Genomic DNA, 15,541 nt, shown 5'->3' on the forward strand with positions numbered 1-15,541 from the left:
GAAGCTGGGGCTATGCGCACCCAGTTCCATCTTATTTCTCTTTATCTACATAACTGAAGACATCTTCACCGAAATATTTTTTCGACAATTTAGCAAGTGTGCCATCTTTTTCCAATTCTTTGATAGCCTTGCTGTATGCTTCCGCAAATTTTTCGTTTTTCTTATCCTTATGGATCAATGGGTAAGTTGGAATTCCTTTGTAGGCAAACCAGCTAAGTTTGTCCGCGTATTGGTGGTAAGAACCATCTTTATCTGTGACAGCTTTTTCAAAGGAAAGTTTGATGTCAAAGAAGGCATCGTAACGTCCTTCAAGAACCCAAGCATAGGCATCTGCGACTTTGAAAGATTCCGCAGCTGTTAATTCGATTTGTTGGTCCTTATGCTTTTCATTGTATTCTTTAATAACATTCCACTGCGCATTTTGTGGTGAAATTGGAACCAATTTTCCTTTTTCTTTAGCAAAGTCATCGATGTTCTTGTATTTATTCGCATCTTCTTTCCGTACGGTAAATCCGATGATACTTGCTCCAATTGGTTCTTTTGGAATGATAAATTTCTTAGCACGTTCTTCGGTATACCAAGCTCCTTTGGTTCCGATATCGTATTTACCAGATTCTAGACCGATTAAGAGATCGTCATCACTTGTTCCAGTGTACTCAAACTTGTAGTCTGGTAGTTTTTCGTCAATGGCTTTGAGAACGGCTACTTCATAGCCATCTGATTCTCCTTTTTCATCAACGAAATCATACGGTACATAGTTTTGAGTGTGGGCTACTTTCAAGGTTGTTACCTTGTTCGTTCCTGTTGAGCCTTTGCTGTCGTTTGCATGGTTTAAGCTCCGTCCAAGAATGGTTGCACCTGCAATGGCAAGTACTGCTACTCCACCGATAATCCATGTTTTTTTACTCATACTCTGTTCTCCCTTTTCTATTTTCCTTATTCTGCTGCAGCTTCACGAACCCATTCGATTCGTTCTTCATCAATGTCACTTGGAATCGTACAATCGGCACCGATGACCAAACCTGTGGTTCCGGTTTCTGCGATGATGCGTTTGGTTTCTGCTTGGATCGCAGCCTTATCTCCTGTGTAAAGAAGACCATTTTTACCATTTTCAAAGCCACCAAGAACCGTGCGTCCACCGAAGATTTCGCATCCTTCTGCTAGGCTGATTCCTTCTGGTCCGACTGCCCAGTTAATGACTTGGGCTGGGTAGTCTGTGAAGAGATGGATATCATTGCGAGCTCCTTCGTAGCCACAGATATGAAGAATATTTACGCCACCGGCTTCATTGGCCGCCTCTAAGACATGGAGTTCACTCGGTGCAATAATGTTTTTATAGACTTCTTGTGTAACCCGCGCATCTTGGATACTTTGAACACTGAGGTAGATCCCGTCTGCTCCTGCTTCTTTAATAATTCGTTGGCTCAAACTTGCAATATCTTGGCCAATTGTATCCAATACTTTTTTAAGAGTTGCTGCATCTTGATCGATAAAGTTGGCGATCAAGTCATCTCCTCCTGAAACTTCTCCGACCAACCATTTGAAGTAGGTCACTGGAGCAAAGATATTGTAGATAGCCACAATGTCTTCTTCAAAACCGGCACGGATTTTTTTAACGAGCTCTACTTGCTCTGTGATCCATGGATGATCTGCTCCGAGTGGTTCAATCCCTGCTAAGTCAGAGATATTTTCAAGGCCTTTGTGAATGGCTGGATTTGGATAAGCAAAGTAACCATCACTCATGAGTTTGACAAAGTCTGGTTTGACCTTGTGAAGGAAGTTTTTATGGCCATTCAGGTTTTTTTCAATAATTTCCGGATTTGAAAATCCTTTCAACCATTCTTCTTCTGTTGTAAAATGATGCCAAAATCCAACTGGCACACGGTCAACCGCTTCTCCTTTAAAAGCTTTTAACACTAATTCTCTTTTTGATGACATGTTCTTACCTCGTTCTATTCTTTTCTTGTTTGTTATCTTATCACTTCGATAATTGTTTGACTAATATATATTTTTTATCAAGCTCTTCATCTTTTTTTATCACTGATCTTCAAGGAGTAGAATTCCTGCTAGGTCAGATGGGCGGATGAGGGAGAAACTATGAGCTGGAATCTTCTCCAGTCTTGCCATATCTGGATCTTTTTTTGCTTTCCCCTGACTGCTTGCTAGAGCTACTTTACTGAGCCCTAGAAGCAAAAACAAAACGGTTACCAGGATACACCATACATTGATCTTTTTCATCTCCCTCTCCTTTCTTCTTACAATACAGCCGCCTGACGCACCCAGTCTAAGCGTTCCAATTGGAAATCATCTGGCACGGTACAGTCTGCTCCAAGGATCAAACCACGGCTTCCAGCTTCAGCCACCAAGCGACGCGTTTCTTGCTCAATAGCTTCTCGTTCCCCTTGGTAGAGCAAACCTTTCTTGCCGTTGACAAAACCACCCAAAACGGCACGATCGCCGAAAAGTTTACGACCTGCGGCTAGGCTAAGGCCTTCATGATGGGTCGCCCAGTTAATGACTTGAGCTGGATAATCCTTGAAGAGCTCCACTTCATTGCTGGCCCCTTCAAAACCACAGATATGAAGGATATTGATGCCTCCAGCTTCATTGGCTGCTGCTAGGACAGCGATATTGCTCGGTTCAATGATCTTGCGGTATTCTTCATCTGTCACACGCTCATCTTGGACCTGCTGGGTTGAGAAGTAAATCCCTTCAATACCTGCTTCTTGGATCAAGCGGCGACTTAAAGTAGCGATGTCTCCTGCAATCACATCAAGGACATGAGCTAAAGTTTCTGGATCCTCCTTGATAAAGTCTGCAATCACTTGGTCTCCACGGGATTGGTCCGTACGGAACCAGCGTTTCAAATAAGAAATGGGCGAGAAGATATTGTAGAAAGAAGCAATCTCTTCATGGAAATGGGAACGAATCTCCTTGACCACTTCGATTTGTTTTTCAATCCAAGGATGATGCTCTCCAATCGGTTGAATATCCTTCAATTCTCGGATCGATTTGATCTCTCTCGAATAAAGAGCACTCGGATAGCGGAAGAAGCCATCGCTCATGATCTTGACAAAATCAGGTGAAATTTCTTCAACATAGTGTTGGTGTCCCTTAATACTTTTTTCTACTACAGCTGGATTGTCTAGCCCCAATTCTTTTTCTTCTTGGGTCACATAATGGAGCCAAAATCCTACAGGGATTCGCTCTACTGCTTCGCCTCGAATGGCACGAAGAACCAATTCTTTTTTACTCATACTGTACATCCTCCTCATCTTTTCTCCAAAAGAAAGATTGACTGCTTCCCTTCTGGAATTTGTAACCATGATATCACCTCGAAAAGTAGCTGACTAATATATTTTCCCTATCAAAGCCTTAAAATTTCTTTATTAAAAAAGGTATCAAAAAAGCGCAAGTCCTTGAAAATAGGGACTTGCGGGTATCTTTCTCTATTCTTTCATTTTAGAAGAAAAGGACCGCTTTGATCTTTTCTTGATCCGGTTATAACAGAAAACTATATCCCTTCTTTTAAAGGAAAAAATGGCATATGTTAAAGCAAAGAAACCTTTCATAACAGCATTTTTTCTCCTTTGTTCTTTTCACCGATTCCTAGACACCTTCTCCTCTTTCTTGTCAGGCAAGATTGAAAGGAGTATAATTTTTATAGAATAATTTTAAGGAGTGTACGGTTTATGAAAACAACAAAAACCACCTTTACCATCGTTTCTGCTCTTGCTTCTGTCATTTTACTGACGAGTTGTGGAAGCAACACCACTAAAACGCAAGAGACAAAAGCAAGCAGCACTAAAAATCAGGTGACGATGACCTATGATCAGCAGCGCTCACAAGAAAATACCATGTCTGTTCTCTGGTACCAAAAGGCAGCAGAAACCAAGGCTTTGTATTTACAAGGCTACAATGTCGCTACTGACCGTTTGAAAGAGATCCTTCAAACGCCTTCTGATAAACCTTATTCCATCGTCTTGGATTTGGACGAAACTGTTTTAGACAACAGCCCTTACCAAGTTCAAAACGTCAAAGATGGTACGGCCTTCAATCCTAAAGATTGGGATGTTTGGGTGAAAAAAGCAGCCGCAAAAGCGGTGCCAGGTGCTAAAGATTTCCTTCAATATGCGGATCAAAATGGGGTTCAAATCTACTACATTTCTGACCGTACAACCTCTCAAGTAGATGATACCATCAAGAATCTTGAAAAAGAAGGCATTCCTGTTCAAGGACGTGACCACCTCATGTTCTTAGAAGATGGTGTCAAATCAAAAGAAGGTCGTCGCCAATCTGTGCAAGAAAAGACCAATCTTGTCTTGCTCTTCGGGGACAATCTGGTTGACTTTGCAGACTTCTCTAAGACCTCTGAAGCTGATCGCGACAAGAAATTGGACGAATTGCAAAAAGAATTTGGTGAAAAATTCATCATCTTCCCAAATCCAATGTATGGATCATGGGAATCTGCTGTCTACCAAGGTAAAAAACTAGATGCCAAGGGACAAACAGAAGAACGCCTCAAAGCCTTGCAAGGTTTTGAAAAATAAAGCAAACATCCTCGCTAGGAAAAACCTAACGAGGATGTTTTTTTCTATATTAACAAATTTATTCAACTGTTACAGACTTAGCAAGGTTCCGTGGTTTGTCGATATCGAGTCCACGATGAAGGGTTGCAAAGTAGGCAATCAATTGAGTTGGCACCACCATTGAGATTGGAGAGAGGTAAGGGTGAACCGCTGTCAAGACCAAATCATCTGTCTCTTTCGCGACATTTTCTTCTGCAATGGTTAAAACATGAGCCCCACGTGCTGCTACTTCTTGGATGTTCCCACGTGTGTGGCTGGCTAGGACTGGGTCAGACAAGAGGGCAATGACCGGTGTACCCTCTTCGATCAAAGCAATGGTACCATGTTTCAACTCACCCGCTGCGAAGCCTTCACATTGGATGTAAGAAATTTCTTTTAGTTTCAGACTAGCTTCCATGGCAACATAGTAATCTTGGCCACGGCCGATATAGAAAGCATTGCGGGTTGTTTCCAACAAGCCACGGACTTTTTCATCGATCACTTCTTTTTCTGAAAGGGTTGATTCGATCGATTGGGCAACGATAGACAATTCGTGCACCAAATCAAAGGCTTTGGCCTTTTCATTGCCATTGGCTTCCCCAACAGCTTTTGCAAGAAAGGCAAGGGCTGCGATTTGAGCCGTATAAGCCTTGGTGGAAGCGACCGCAATTTCAGGACCCGCATGGAGCAACATAGTCATGTCTGCTTCACGTGAAAGAGTAGATCCTGGAACATTGGTTACTGTCAAGCTTGGAATGCCCATTTCATTTGCTTTGACCAATACCTGGCGACTATCCGCTGTTTCACCAGATTGGCTGATAAAGATGAAGAGTGGTTTCTTGCTGAGAAGTGGCATACCGTAGCCCCACTCAGAGGAAATACCGAGTTCTACTGGAGTATCCGTCAACTCTTCTAACATTTTTTTAGACGCAAATCCAGCATGGTAAGAGGTACCAGCCGCAAGGATATAGATACGGTCTGCTTCTTGAACCGCTTTGATGATAGCTGGCTCTACCACTACTTGACCTGCCTCATCTGTGTAAGCTTGGATGAGTTTACGCATTACAGTTGGTTGCTCATCGATTTCCTTGAGCATGTAGTATGGATAAGTTCCCTTACCGATATCTGATAAGTCAAGTTCAGCCGTGTAGCTAGCGCGCTCACGACGATTTCCATCGTAGTCTTGGACTTCAACGCTGTCTGCTTTGACGATGACCAACTCTTTGTCATGGATTTCCATATATTGGTTGGTCTCACGAATCATGGCCATGGCATCTGAGCAGACCATATTGTAACCATCCCCAAGACCAATCAAGAGTGGTGATTTATTTTTTGCCACATAGATGGTGCTTGGATCTTCTGCGTCCATCAAAGCAAAGGCATAGGCCCCACGGATGATGTGGAGGGCTTTTTTGAAGGCTTCAAGCGTAGACAAGCCATCTTCTTCAGCGAATTTTCCGATCAAGTGGGCGGCGATTTCTGTATCTGTTTGCCCCTTGAAATGGTGACCGGCTAGGTATTCTTCCTTGATTTCAAGGTAGTTTTCAATGACACCATTGTGTACCAAAACAAAGCGACCTGTCTCCGAACGGTGTGGGTGGGCATTATCCTCAGTTGGTTTTCCGTGAGTTGCCCAACGAGTATGTCCGATCCCAGCTGTTCCTTCAACACCTTCTGCCTTAGACGACAATTCTGCAATGCGGCCAACTGCCTTTACCAATTGGCTCTTGCCTTCACTAGCCAGAAAAACACCCGCAGAGTCATAACCTCGGTATTCGAGCTTTTCAAGTCCTTGAATCAAAATATCAGTAGCATTTGTATTTCCTACAACACCAACGATTCCGCACATAGTCTTTACGATATAGCCTTGCTATACTTTCCCCTTTACTTAGTCAAACGACCCATGGTCGATTTCTCAGTTACTTTGAAATTGGTCTAGTCTAATTTACCAAAAAAGTAACCAGCGGAGTCAGTATACAATGCTTCTTCCAGTTTGTCAACTAGGAAATATAAGAAAATTGGTCTAGTTAAGAAAGGGTTAAGAAAAGAGGCTGGGACAAAAGTCCTAGCCTCTCAATTGACTTTGGATTATCGAGCAAGACGCAGTGGTTGAGTGGACTCTACTACGCTGATTTCATCAGCTTTTACAGCCCTACTCAACTGTGCGGAGGTGGGACGACGAAATCGAATTCTAACGAATGACCGATTTCTGTCCCACTCTCTGTTTTTCTATTCTTCAAATCCATTCTGCTGGCTCAATTCACGGAACCAATGGCCGGATTTTTTGAGGGTGCGTTTTTGACTTTCGAGATCCAACTCAACTAAACCATAGCGGTTCTTGTAGCCATTGAGCCAAGACCAGCAGTCAATAAAGGTCCAGATCAAATAGCCTTTACAATTGGCACCATCTTGAATAGCCCGATGGAGCTCACGAAGATGGTCTTTGACAAAGTCAATCCGGTAGTCGTCTTGGATCACGCCATCCTTGCGGAATTTTTCCTCTCCTTCAACCCCCATTCCATTTTCTGTCAGGATCCACTCGATATTGCCATAGTTTTCCTTGATATTTTGGGCAATGTCATACAAACCTTGCTCATAGATTTCCCAACCTCGGTGGGGATTGATCTTGCGTCCTGGCATGACATAGGGTTCATAAAATTGTTCAAAGAGTAAGGGAGATGCTGGATTTGGAGCATAACGAGGAGCTGCTACACGGAGTGGCTGGTAATAGTTAACCCCTAGGTAATCCACCGTATTTTCCTCGATCAAGCGCAATTCAAAGGGATCATAATCCGGTAAGAGATCACGCTCCCGTAGGATCTCCACTAATTCTTCAGGATAATGACCAAGAACAGATGGATCTAAAAAAGATTTGGCTTGAAAGAGCTCGGCAATACGCGCAGCTTTCACATCTTCTGGATGCTGGCTCCGAGGATAGGCTGGTGTCAAATTGAGCACAATCCCGATACGGTAATTAGGATTCACCTCATGACAGGCCTTGACCGCTAGTGAGCTTGCTAACTGGGTGTGGTAGGCTACTTTTACAGCTGCTGCTGCGTCTACCTTATGAGGAAAATGGGCATCATAAAAATAACCAAATTCTACAGGGACAATAGGTTCATTAAAGGTGATCCACTGATCGACCAGATCTCCATAGGTCTTGAAACAAAAACGCGCATATTCCTGGTAAGCATAGGCGGTTTCTTTATTTTCCCAACCATCCCCTTGCTCTTGAAGAGCCATCGGTAAATCAAAATGATAGAGGTTGACCAAGAGGTGAATCCCTTTTTCTTTAATCTTTTCAAAGACACGGCGGTAGAAATCAACACCTGCTTGATTGATTTCCCCTCGTCCTTCTGGGAAAATACGTGACCACTGGATAGAGGTTCGAAAGGCAGTGTGGCCGGTTTCTAACAAGAGGTCCAGATCTTCTTCCCAGTGTTCATAAAAAGTCGATGTTTTCTCTGGTCCTTGCCCTTGATAAAAGCGGTTGGGCTCGATCCTATACCAGTAATCCCAGAGATTGTCTCCCTTTCCATCCTGGGCTAGACGCCCTTCTGTTTGAGGGCCCGAGGTCGAACTCCCCCATAAAAAATCCTTTGGAAATTGATACATGTCCTAATCCTCCTCATTCTACTAGCTCTATTGTAGCGCATCCTCCTCCAAAACCTAGTCACAATTTACAGTCTTTCTTACGCAGATTAAAGAAAAAGCCCCTTAGGAAAAATTCCTAAGGAAGCTGGTCCTCTTTACAATTGAGTCACGACATATTCAAAGAGCTTGCGATCTGCTGGGCTCTTGTCAAAACGCAATTCCGGATGCCACTGAACGCCGAGGAAACGACTCTCATCTGTGGATTGAACGGCTTCTATGATGTCATCTTTAGGATCCCGCGCGATCACTTCTAAACCATCTGCCAAGTCTTTAATACTTTGATGATGGAAAGAATTGATGCGACTGGTCTTACCATAGATCTCTTGCAGGATCGTCTGATCCTTGGTCACCAACTCTTGGCTGGTGTACTGACCTGGATTGTCCTGCCAGTGGTGTTCAATGTCTTGATACAGAGTTCCCCCTAGAGCGACATTATAGAGCTGGGTCCCACGGCAGACGGTAAAGATCGCTTTTTTAGCCGCACGCGCTTCTTCAATCAAAGCCAACTCAAAGAGATCGCGTTTCAAGAGGTAGTCATCACTGTCGATGGTGATTTCTTCTCCGTAAAACTTGGGCAAGACATTTTGTCCACCGGTAATGATGAGCTTATCAATCATCGATATGTAGTCTTTGGCCAAGGCTGCATCTCCAATCGGCAAGATCAAGGGAATCCCTCCTGCTTCTTTGACCGCTTCGACAAAACCAGTCGCCGCATAACTCATGTTCGCGTCTGGATCATCCGGGAAGGGTCTTTCATTTCCTGTAATTCCAATCACTGGTCTTATTTTCATACTTGTTTCCATATACTTTCATTCGTTTTCAAGGCTTATTGTAACACAATTTTAAGCTAGACTCAATGGAGAGTTTTTGAAGAGAAGGTCTCTCCCTCTATAACAAAAGCTTGCTGAAAGGGGTTAAAATTGCTTTCTATCAAAAAATCCTCAAGTGCGAAGACTTGAGAATTGTTTGTTAATTTTTAATAAACCCTTCTTTTACCAAAAAGTCACGCGCCACTTGAGCAGCAGACTTGCCTTCTACTCCGACTTGGTAGTTCATCTGGCTCATTTGCTCTGCTGTGATTTTACCAGCTAACTGATTGAGAACAGCTTCCAATTCAGGGTGTTTCTTAAGAAGAGCTTCTTTCATGAGGGGAGCCCCTTGATAAGGTGGGAAGAGTTGCTTGTCATCTTCAAGGACCACCAGGTCATAACGAGCCAGCTCGGCATCTGTTGAGTAGGCATCCGTTATTTGAATATCCCCAGACTGGATCGCCTGGTAGCGAAGGGCTGGCTCCATGGTGGAGACTTGTAAGTTGAGACCATAGATCTTCTGCAAGCCTTTGTTTCCGTCCTCTCGGTCGTTAAACTCAAGCGTAAAGCCTGCCCTGAGTTGTCCTTCCACCTTTTTCAAATCTGAAATAGTCTTGAGTCCATACTCTTGGGCAATCTTTTTAGGGACTGCAACAGCATAGGTATTTTGATAAGCCATAGGTTTGAGCAAGGCCAGGTCGTCTTGTCGTTTGATCCCATCTCGGGCAGCTTTGTAGACTGTTTCTGGATCATGGTCGACTTGCGGGGCCGGCTTGAGGAGACTTTCGGTCACGGTCCCTGTAAACTCTGGATAGATAGCAATATCCCCTTTTTTCAGAGCTTCATAGAGGAAAGTGGTCTTGCCAAAATTTGGTTTAACAGTCACTGTCATATCTGTGTTTTCTTCGATCATAATCTTGTACATATTGGCTAGAATTTCCGGTTCAGGACCCAACTTCCCAGCAATGACCAGGTTTTCTTTTTCCGGTTTGGGAAGAAGACTTGGTGTATAGCTAGCTCCCAATCCCAGGATCATGACCGCAAAGGCCGCAAAGATGGTCCGCAACTTGGCCTTTTCCATCCATTTGAGAAGAATGTTAAAGGCGATGGCTAAGAAGGCAGAAGATAGGGCACCGATCAAAATCAGACTGGCATTATTGCGGTCAATCCCTAGGAGGATAAAGGAACCGAGTCCCCCAGCTCCAATCAAGGCAGCTAGGGTAGCTGTCCCAATAATCATCACGGCTGCCGTGCGAATCCCAGACATAATGACGGGCATGGCCAAGGGAATCTCGAACTTCTTGAGTCGCTCCCACTTGGTCATCCCAAAGGCGATTCCTGCTTCTTCAAGGCTTGGATCAATCCCCTGTAAACCGGTGATGGTATTTTGAAGGATGGGGAAAATGGCATAGATGACAAGAGCTGTTAAGGCCGGAAGCGTTCCGATTCCCATGATGGGTATGAAGAGGCCGAGAAGGGCCATGGAAGGAATGGTCTGGAAGATCCCAGCTAGCTGTAAAACCCAGTTGCTTGTTCTTTTGTGGATACTCAAATAAATAGCTAGAGGAACAGCCAGAAAAATCGCAAGGAGCAAGGTCAGTAATGACAGTTGCAAATGTTGCCCCAGTGCAGCGAGCCAGTCCCCAAAGCGTTCTTGAAAGGTTGCAAGTAGTTTAGACATGGTGAGCACCTCCAAATAGATCTGCAACAAAGTCGTTGGCTGGCTGGTCTAAAATGGACTCAGAATCCGCCACTTGTACAATCTCTCCTTCTTGCAGTACTGCAATCCGGTCGCCTAATTTCAAAGCCTCGTCTGTGTCATGGGTCACAAAAATAGTGATCATGCCGAATTCTTTATGCAATTCTTTTGTAAGAGCCTGCAACTGCTTGCGAGAGATGGCATCCAAGGCTGAAAAAGGTTCGTCCATCAATAGAATCTTTGGTTCCCCAATGATAGCCCGCACAATACCAATCCGCTGTTGCTCACCACCAGATAACTCGCTTGGTAAACGATGAGCATAATCTGCAGCAGGTAGCCCCACCTTGGCCAAGAGTTCTTCTGTTTTAGAAGCAATTTGTTCTTTAGTCCAGCCCTTCATCTCAGGAATGAGAGCGATATTTTCCGCAACTGTCAAATTAGGAAATAGAGCAATGGCTTGAAGCACATAACCAGTAGACAGACGTAATTCACGTTCATCATAGTCCTTGATGCGTTTTCCATCCATATAGATATTGCCATCAGTTGGCTCCAAAAGACGGTTAATCATCTTGATCATGGTGGTCTTTCCAGATCCTGAAGGACCTACTAGCACCATAAATTCTCCATTTTCAATACGGAGATTGACATCTTTTAAAATGTCCTTATCCGTGTAGCGCAAGGCTACATGTTTATATTCAATCATATTCTTCCTCAATAAGTTTTCTGTCTCTAAGAGTATCCAATAGGCTACTTGCCGGATGCCCTAGGACTTTTTCGATATCTGTTGAAACCCCAGCTTGTTCCCCAGCTTTAATCGCTGTATAAGTGCTGACCCAGGCATCGTACTCCCAAGTTTGTGCTGGCCATTTTTTCCGTGACTCATAAGCTTCTTCTACTGTTTCATCCACATACGCGATGGCGTCACCAGTCTCTTTTGAGAGAAGCGCTACGATTTCTTCCATGGAAAGATCCTCTGGCCCTGTCAGATTCAAGGTTTGATTTTCCCACTCCTTAGGATTTAAAAGAATTTCTGCTGCAACCCTAGATGTGTCCTTACGGGCAACAGCTGACACAAGACCATTGCCTGCCGGACCACGAATCTCTCCATTTTCAAGCGCCATATCAATCAGGAAGTCCAAGTAAAAATTATCTCTCAAAAAAGTGTAGGTGAACCCTAACTCCTTGATATAGGCTTCCGTCTGGGCATGATCTCGAGACAAGGTGAAAGTTGCCTTCTCATCTGCCCCATAAAAGGAGGTATAGACGATATGCTCTACCCCTGCTAGCTTTGCAGCATCTAAAAAGTCCTTGTGTTCCTTGACACGCTCTGGATTTTCCCGAGCAGAAACCATCAACAAGATATCAATACCCTTTAAGGCCTCAACCACCTCTGGTGTATTGGCATACACTATTTTACGAATTTCCGCTGACGCATAGATTTTTGCACGCTCTGGGCTTCGTGCTAGATGAACTGGAGCGATTCCTTTCTTATCTACAAGATTAGCCACATAAGAACCTAATTTCCCTGTTACCCCTGTAATACCAATCATAACTGTTACTTCCTTTCCCTAGATGTCATTCTCTTTAGCTTTTAGATTTGTGATAATCCGCTCTTGATAGGCCTCAAATTCTCGGATTTCTTGATCCGAAAATCCTTGATAGAAAATCTCTCCCAGTTCTTTGCTGACACGGTCTCCGATTTCCTTTTGTGCCCAACCGAGGTCTGTCAAAGAAATATATTTTTTCCTTTTATCCTGCGTACAAGGTTGAATCGTAACCAAGCCTTGTTCTTCCAATTTTTTAACCATGCTGGTCAAGGTGTTATTAGCTAATCCAGTCGCAAGAGCGATATCGGTCGCAGTAGCGCACCCCAACTCTTGCTTCCACAAAATCGTTAAAATTTTCCCCTGTTCACTTCGGTATTGGGCATCTGGTTCCTTGCTCAGCAGTTTTTGAAAGATACGCCCATTTAACAAGCGTATTTGTAAAGCTTGGTAGCCCCCTTGCATCTTGTCCATTTCGTCTCCTTTTTATTTCTATATCGAAATATCACAGCCATTGTATCACTGTTCGTTACATCTGTCAACTGCTTCGATATGGAACCAATAATTTTATCTAAATTCACCTTAAAAAGCCTTTCTATCCCTTCAAACTAGTTTTTTCTCCCTCTTTCTAGCAAGTGTAACAAATGTTGGACTCGTTTTGCAACGACACCTGATTTTATAATGTGGTAATCTGTTAACGAAATTAAATCATACTAATGGAGAATTTGTTATGCATATACCAGATAATTACCTTAGTCCTGCAAGTTGTGCAGTTTTAGCGGTTGCTGCTGCTCCTGTTATTGTCTTGTCTGTCAAAAAAGTCAAGGTCCAATTAAAAGAAAACAAAGAGCTAGCTCCGATGCTTGGGATCGCTGCTTCTTTGTCCTTCTTATTGATGATGTTTAATGTTCCTGTTCCTGGTGGAACGACCGCTCACGCTGTCGGAGGAACCCTTCTTGCCATTCTCATAGGTCCCTATGCGGCTTCTCTAGCGCTGACGGTCGCCTTACTCCTACAGGCCTTCTTATTTGGAGATGGAGGCATTCTCGCTCTTGGGGCCAATATTTTCAACATGGCCATTGTGATGCCTTTTGTTGGCTATGCTATTTATAACTTGTTCCGCAAGCACCATCAGGAAACGCTTGGCGTTATTATCGGTTCTTTCCTTTCGATCAATGCTGCTGCCTTCTTAGCTGGTGTTGAATTGGGCTTGCAACCCCTCATCGCGTCAGAAGCTGGTCAGCCACTCTATAATCCTTATGGATTGAGTATCACGGTGCCTGCTATGTTGGGTGCTCACCTCCTTGTCGCAGGTTGGGTCGAAGTCTTCTTCACCGTTGTGATTTACCGTTTTGTCAAACAAGTCGCTCCTACAGAGTTGTACACACCAAGTACAGTCAATACAACTTCATTTGTTAAAAAAATTCGCTGGGTACTCCTTGCTTTGATCATCCTCAGCCCACTTGGACTTCTCGCAGATGGGACAGCCTTTGGTGAATGGTCTACTGAAGAATTGGGTAGCCTGCTTCATGGCAAAGTCCCAACAGGGATCAAAAATGGATTCTCTTTTGAAGCCTTGTTCAATGATTACACCATTCCTGGAACAAAAATTGCGATTGGCTATATTCTATCAGCCATTACAGCTGTTCTCATTTTCTATATCATCAGTAAAATCATTCGATCAATGAACGGAGAAAAGACTTCTCATGCGTAAACTCCCTGACTGGCTTCATCAAGAGCAAGCGATTCTTGAAGCATCCAAAAGCCATCACTATTTACAAATGAATCTTCAAACATTGCGCCACTTTCTTGGCAAAATGAAACAAACGACGCCCGCATTCAAGGCCAAAACTTCGTCTTGGATGCGGCTCGTTTCCTTCTTAATTTTAGCCATTCTCATTACGACTGCCCACCATCCCATCCAACTGTGGTTGATCGGCATCCTTTTGTTAATGCACATTGCCATGCTTCCTGGAGAGGTCCTACTCCACCTCTTTAAGGTCCTGTTCAAGGTGCTGTTGATTTCCACAATTGTGATTTTGCCTAGCATCTTATTTCAAGGATTTCAAAATGGAGGGCTTTTTTTGCTACGTGCAGGGATGATTGTCCTCAATATTTCTCTCTTTTTAGCCACTACCACAAGCATCCAACTGGTTGAGGCCCTAAGGCAGCTACATGTCCCCAAGACCTTTGTCCAGACCATTGATATTACGCTGAAATATAGTTATATTTTGGGAAAACACCTTCACCAACAAATTGAGTGCGTCCAACTCCGGACCGTTGGTCAAAAAGTGAACCTCCATCTCTTTGGCTCTCTTCTGGGTCTCTTGTATCTATCAACGAAGAACCATACCAAAGAGGTCTACGAGGCCATGTTACTGAGAGGATATGGTATGGATACAAAGCGCAAAGAAGCCTTCCACTGGAAGAAGGAAGACGTCTTTTTCCTATTGGAATTGGCGGTTCTCACGACCTTCACGACCTTACTTGGCTAGAAAGGAAGCCCTATGATTACCATTCAGGATGGAAATTACCACTATACCGAAGAAACTGGTGTCCACGATATTCAACTCCAGATTCAAAAAGGGGAAACCGTGGGCTTGATGGGCCCAAACGGAGCTGGAAAATCGACCCTCTTTAAAATTCTGGTTGGGCTCTTGCCCCTCTCGTCTGGTCAGTACCACTTCAAGGATTGGACCATTGACAAAGACTTCTTGAAAGATCCCCATCGTGCTGGGCAACTCTTCCAGCAGGTTGGACTCATTTTTCAAAACAGCGATACCCAATTGTTCAATACAAGCGTCTATGATGAACTGGCTTTTGGCCCACGTCAATTAGGCTTAGACGAGTCCGAAGTCGAACAACGCGTTAAGGATACGCTCGGTCTTCTAGAGATTGAACACCTAAGAGATCGCATTCCCTACCATCTTTCTGGTGGCGAAAAGAAGCTAGTCGCTATCGCCAGTGTACTCACCATGAATCCTAGTCTCTTGCTCTTTGACGAGCCCTTTAACGGCCTCTCCCCCAAATACCAGAAGCTGATTGTCGCCTTGTTGCAAGAACTCAAAACAGCAGGAAAAACGATTGTTATTTCCTCCCACCATTTCGAGCAAATCGCTCCGATTGTGGAACGGGTTCTGCTCTTTTCTGAAGAGCACACTATTACAGGAAGCTACAATCGAGCTGATTGGGAAAATCATCCAGATATTCAACAATCGTTTTCAACATGTTAAAAAGCCTCGGTAAGGTTCTTCCTACCGAAGCTTT

15 protein-coding genes are annotated in these 15,541 nt (G+C 43.8%); 4 read left to right on the top strand and 11 right to left on the bottom strand.

Features of this window, described 5'->3' with window-relative positions; translation table 11 throughout:
- Positions 1–31 precede the first annotated feature (31 nt).
- From H7T97_RS00365 to H7T97_RS00380, 4 genes are all read right to left on the bottom strand, one after another.
- Positions 32–910, bottom strand: coding sequence for a transporter substrate-binding domain-containing protein (locus H7T97_RS00365; protein ID WP_023919545.1), 879 nt, complete (start codon positions 908–910; stop codon positions 32–34).
- Positions 911–936: 26 nt separating this feature from the next.
- Positions 937–1,938, bottom strand: a complete 1,002-nt coding sequence (locus H7T97_RS00370) for a uroporphyrinogen decarboxylase family protein (protein ID WP_070594766.1) — start codon at positions 1,936–1,938, stop codon at positions 937–939.
- A 99-nt stretch (positions 1,939–2,037) separates the two neighbouring features.
- Positions 2,038–2,238, bottom strand: a complete 201-nt coding sequence (locus tag H7T97_RS00375) for a hypothetical protein (RefSeq protein WP_021154358.1) — start codon at positions 2,236–2,238, stop codon at positions 2,038–2,040.
- Positions 2,239–2,255: 17 nt separating this feature from the next.
- Positions 2,256–3,266, bottom strand: coding sequence for a uroporphyrinogen decarboxylase family protein (locus tag H7T97_RS00380; RefSeq protein WP_375785842.1), 1,011 nt, complete (start codon positions 3,264–3,266; stop codon positions 2,256–2,258).
- 426 nt (positions 3,267–3,692) lie between these two features.
- Between H7T97_RS00380 and H7T97_RS00385 the strand changes: the two genes are divergently transcribed.
- Positions 3,693–4,550 (top strand): 5'-nucleotidase, lipoprotein e(P4) family, encoded by an 858-nt coding sequence (locus H7T97_RS00385; protein ID WP_201088940.1) that lies wholly within the window; start codon positions 3,693–3,695, stop codon positions 4,548–4,550.
- A 58-nt stretch (positions 4,551–4,608) separates the two neighbouring features.
- Here H7T97_RS00385 and glmS read toward each other — a convergent pair whose 3' ends face one another.
- The 7 genes from glmS to H7T97_RS00420 form a co-directional block, all read right to left on the bottom strand.
- Positions 4,609–6,417, bottom strand: a complete 1,809-nt coding sequence (gene glmS / locus H7T97_RS00390) for a glutamine--fructose-6-phosphate transaminase (isomerizing) (RefSeq protein WP_201088942.1) — start codon at positions 6,415–6,417, stop codon at positions 4,609–4,611.
- 380 nt (positions 6,418–6,797) lie between these two features.
- The gene (locus tag H7T97_RS00395; RefSeq protein WP_201088943.1) at positions 6,798–8,183 is read right to left on the bottom strand and encodes a glycoside hydrolase family 1 protein; all 1,386 of its coding nucleotides are present in this window, start codon (positions 8,181–8,183) and stop codon (positions 6,798–6,800) included.
- Positions 8,184–8,317: 134 nt separating this feature from the next.
- A complete protein-coding gene (locus tag H7T97_RS00400) occupies positions 8,318–9,013 on the bottom strand; it encodes a gamma-glutamyl-gamma-aminobutyrate hydrolase family protein (protein WP_201088945.1) in 696 nt (231 codons plus the stop codon).
- 178 nt (positions 9,014–9,191) lie between these two features.
- The gene (locus H7T97_RS00405; RefSeq protein ID WP_201088947.1) at positions 9,192–10,712 is read right to left on the bottom strand and encodes an ABC transporter permease/substrate-binding protein; all 1,521 of its coding nucleotides are present in this window, start codon (positions 10,710–10,712) and stop codon (positions 9,192–9,194) included.
- A complete protein-coding gene (locus tag H7T97_RS00410; protein WP_201088949.1) occupies positions 10,705–11,433 on the bottom strand; it encodes an ATP-binding cassette domain-containing protein in 729 nt (242 codons plus the stop codon). The genes H7T97_RS00405 and H7T97_RS00410 overlap by 8 nt, the downstream gene beginning before the upstream one ends.
- Positions 11,426–12,280 (bottom strand): SDR family oxidoreductase, encoded by an 855-nt coding sequence (locus H7T97_RS00415; RefSeq protein WP_061591280.1) that lies wholly within the window; start codon positions 12,278–12,280, stop codon positions 11,426–11,428. The genes H7T97_RS00410 and H7T97_RS00415 overlap by 8 nt, the downstream gene beginning before the upstream one ends.
- Positions 12,281–12,298: 18 nt before the next feature.
- Positions 12,299–12,748, bottom strand: coding sequence for a MarR family winged helix-turn-helix transcriptional regulator (locus H7T97_RS00420; RefSeq protein ID WP_061591279.1), 450 nt, complete (start codon positions 12,746–12,748; stop codon positions 12,299–12,301).
- 256 nt (positions 12,749–13,004) lie between these two features.
- Between H7T97_RS00420 and cbiM the strand changes: the two genes are divergently transcribed.
- The 3 genes from cbiM to H7T97_RS00435 are packed head-to-tail and all read left to right on the top strand — an operon-like array spanning position 13,005 to position 15,507.
- Positions 13,005–13,988 (top strand): cobalt transporter CbiM, encoded by a 984-nt coding sequence (gene cbiM / locus H7T97_RS00425; RefSeq protein WP_061591278.1) that lies wholly within the window; start codon positions 13,005–13,007, stop codon positions 13,986–13,988.
- Complete coding sequence (locus H7T97_RS00430; protein ID WP_061591277.1) at positions 13,981–14,769, top strand: energy-coupling factor transporter transmembrane component T; 789 nt, start codon at positions 13,981–13,983, stop codon at positions 14,767–14,769. The genes cbiM and H7T97_RS00430 overlap by 8 nt, the downstream gene beginning before the upstream one ends.
- A 12-nt stretch (positions 14,770–14,781) precedes the next feature.
- Positions 14,782–15,507, top strand: coding sequence for an energy-coupling factor ABC transporter ATP-binding protein (locus tag H7T97_RS00435; protein ID WP_049474416.1), 726 nt, complete (start codon positions 14,782–14,784; stop codon positions 15,505–15,507).
- Positions 15,508–15,541: the final 34 nt, after the last annotated feature.

The organism is Streptococcus parasanguinis, assembly GCF_016648925.1.
Classification (GTDB): Bacteria; Bacillota; Bacilli; order Lactobacillales; family Streptococcaceae; genus Streptococcus.

Bases quoted from the DNA above. Each gene is read 5' to 3' on its own strand.
- cbiM (WP_061591278.1), top strand. From the start codon at position 13,005: ATGCATATACCAGATAATTACCTTAGTCCTGCAAGTTGTGCAGTTTTA.
- H7T97_RS00420 (WP_061591279.1), bottom strand. From the start codon at position 12,748: ATGGACAAGATGCAAGGGGGCTACCAAGCTTTACAAATACGCTTGTTA.
- H7T97_RS00380 (WP_375785842.1), bottom strand. From the start codon at position 3,266: ATGTACAGTATGAGTAAAAAAGAATTGGTTCTTCGTGCCATTCGAGGC.
- H7T97_RS00415 (WP_061591280.1), bottom strand. From the start codon at position 12,280: ATGATTGGTATTACAGGGGTAACAGGGAAATTAGGTTCTTATGTGGCT.
- H7T97_RS00385 (WP_201088940.1), top strand. From the start codon at position 3,693: ATGAAAACAACAAAAACCACCTTTACCATCGTTTCTGCTCTTGCTTCT.
- H7T97_RS00405 (WP_201088947.1), bottom strand. From the start codon at position 10,712: ATGTCTAAACTACTTGCAACCTTTCAAGAACGCTTTGGGGACTGGCTC.
- H7T97_RS00435 (WP_049474416.1), top strand. From the start codon at position 14,782: ATGATTACCATTCAGGATGGAAATTACCACTATACCGAAGAAACTGGT.
- H7T97_RS00375 (WP_021154358.1), bottom strand. From the start codon at position 2,238: ATGAAAAAGATCAATGTATGGTGTATCCTGGTAACCGTTTTGTTTTTG.
- H7T97_RS00365 (WP_023919545.1), bottom strand. From the start codon at position 910: ATGAGTAAAAAAACATGGATTATCGGTGGAGTAGCAGTACTTGCCATT.
- H7T97_RS00430 (WP_061591277.1), top strand. From the start codon at position 13,981: ATGCGTAAACTCCCTGACTGGCTTCATCAAGAGCAAGCGATTCTTGAA.
- H7T97_RS00400 (WP_201088945.1), bottom strand. From the start codon at position 9,013: ATGAAAATAAGACCAGTGATTGGAATTACAGGAAATGAAAGACCCTTC.
- H7T97_RS00370 (WP_070594766.1), bottom strand. From the start codon at position 1,938: ATGTCATCAAAAAGAGAATTAGTGTTAAAAGCTTTTAAAGGAGAAGCG.
- glmS (WP_201088942.1), bottom strand. From the start codon at position 6,417: ATGTGCGGAATCGTTGGTGTTGTAGGAAATACAAATGCTACTGATATT.
- H7T97_RS00410 (WP_201088949.1), bottom strand. From the start codon at position 11,433: ATGATTGAATATAAACATGTAGCCTTGCGCTACACGGATAAGGACATT.
- H7T97_RS00395 (WP_201088943.1), bottom strand. From the start codon at position 8,183: ATGTATCAATTTCCAAAGGATTTTTTATGGGGGAGTTCGACCTCGGGC.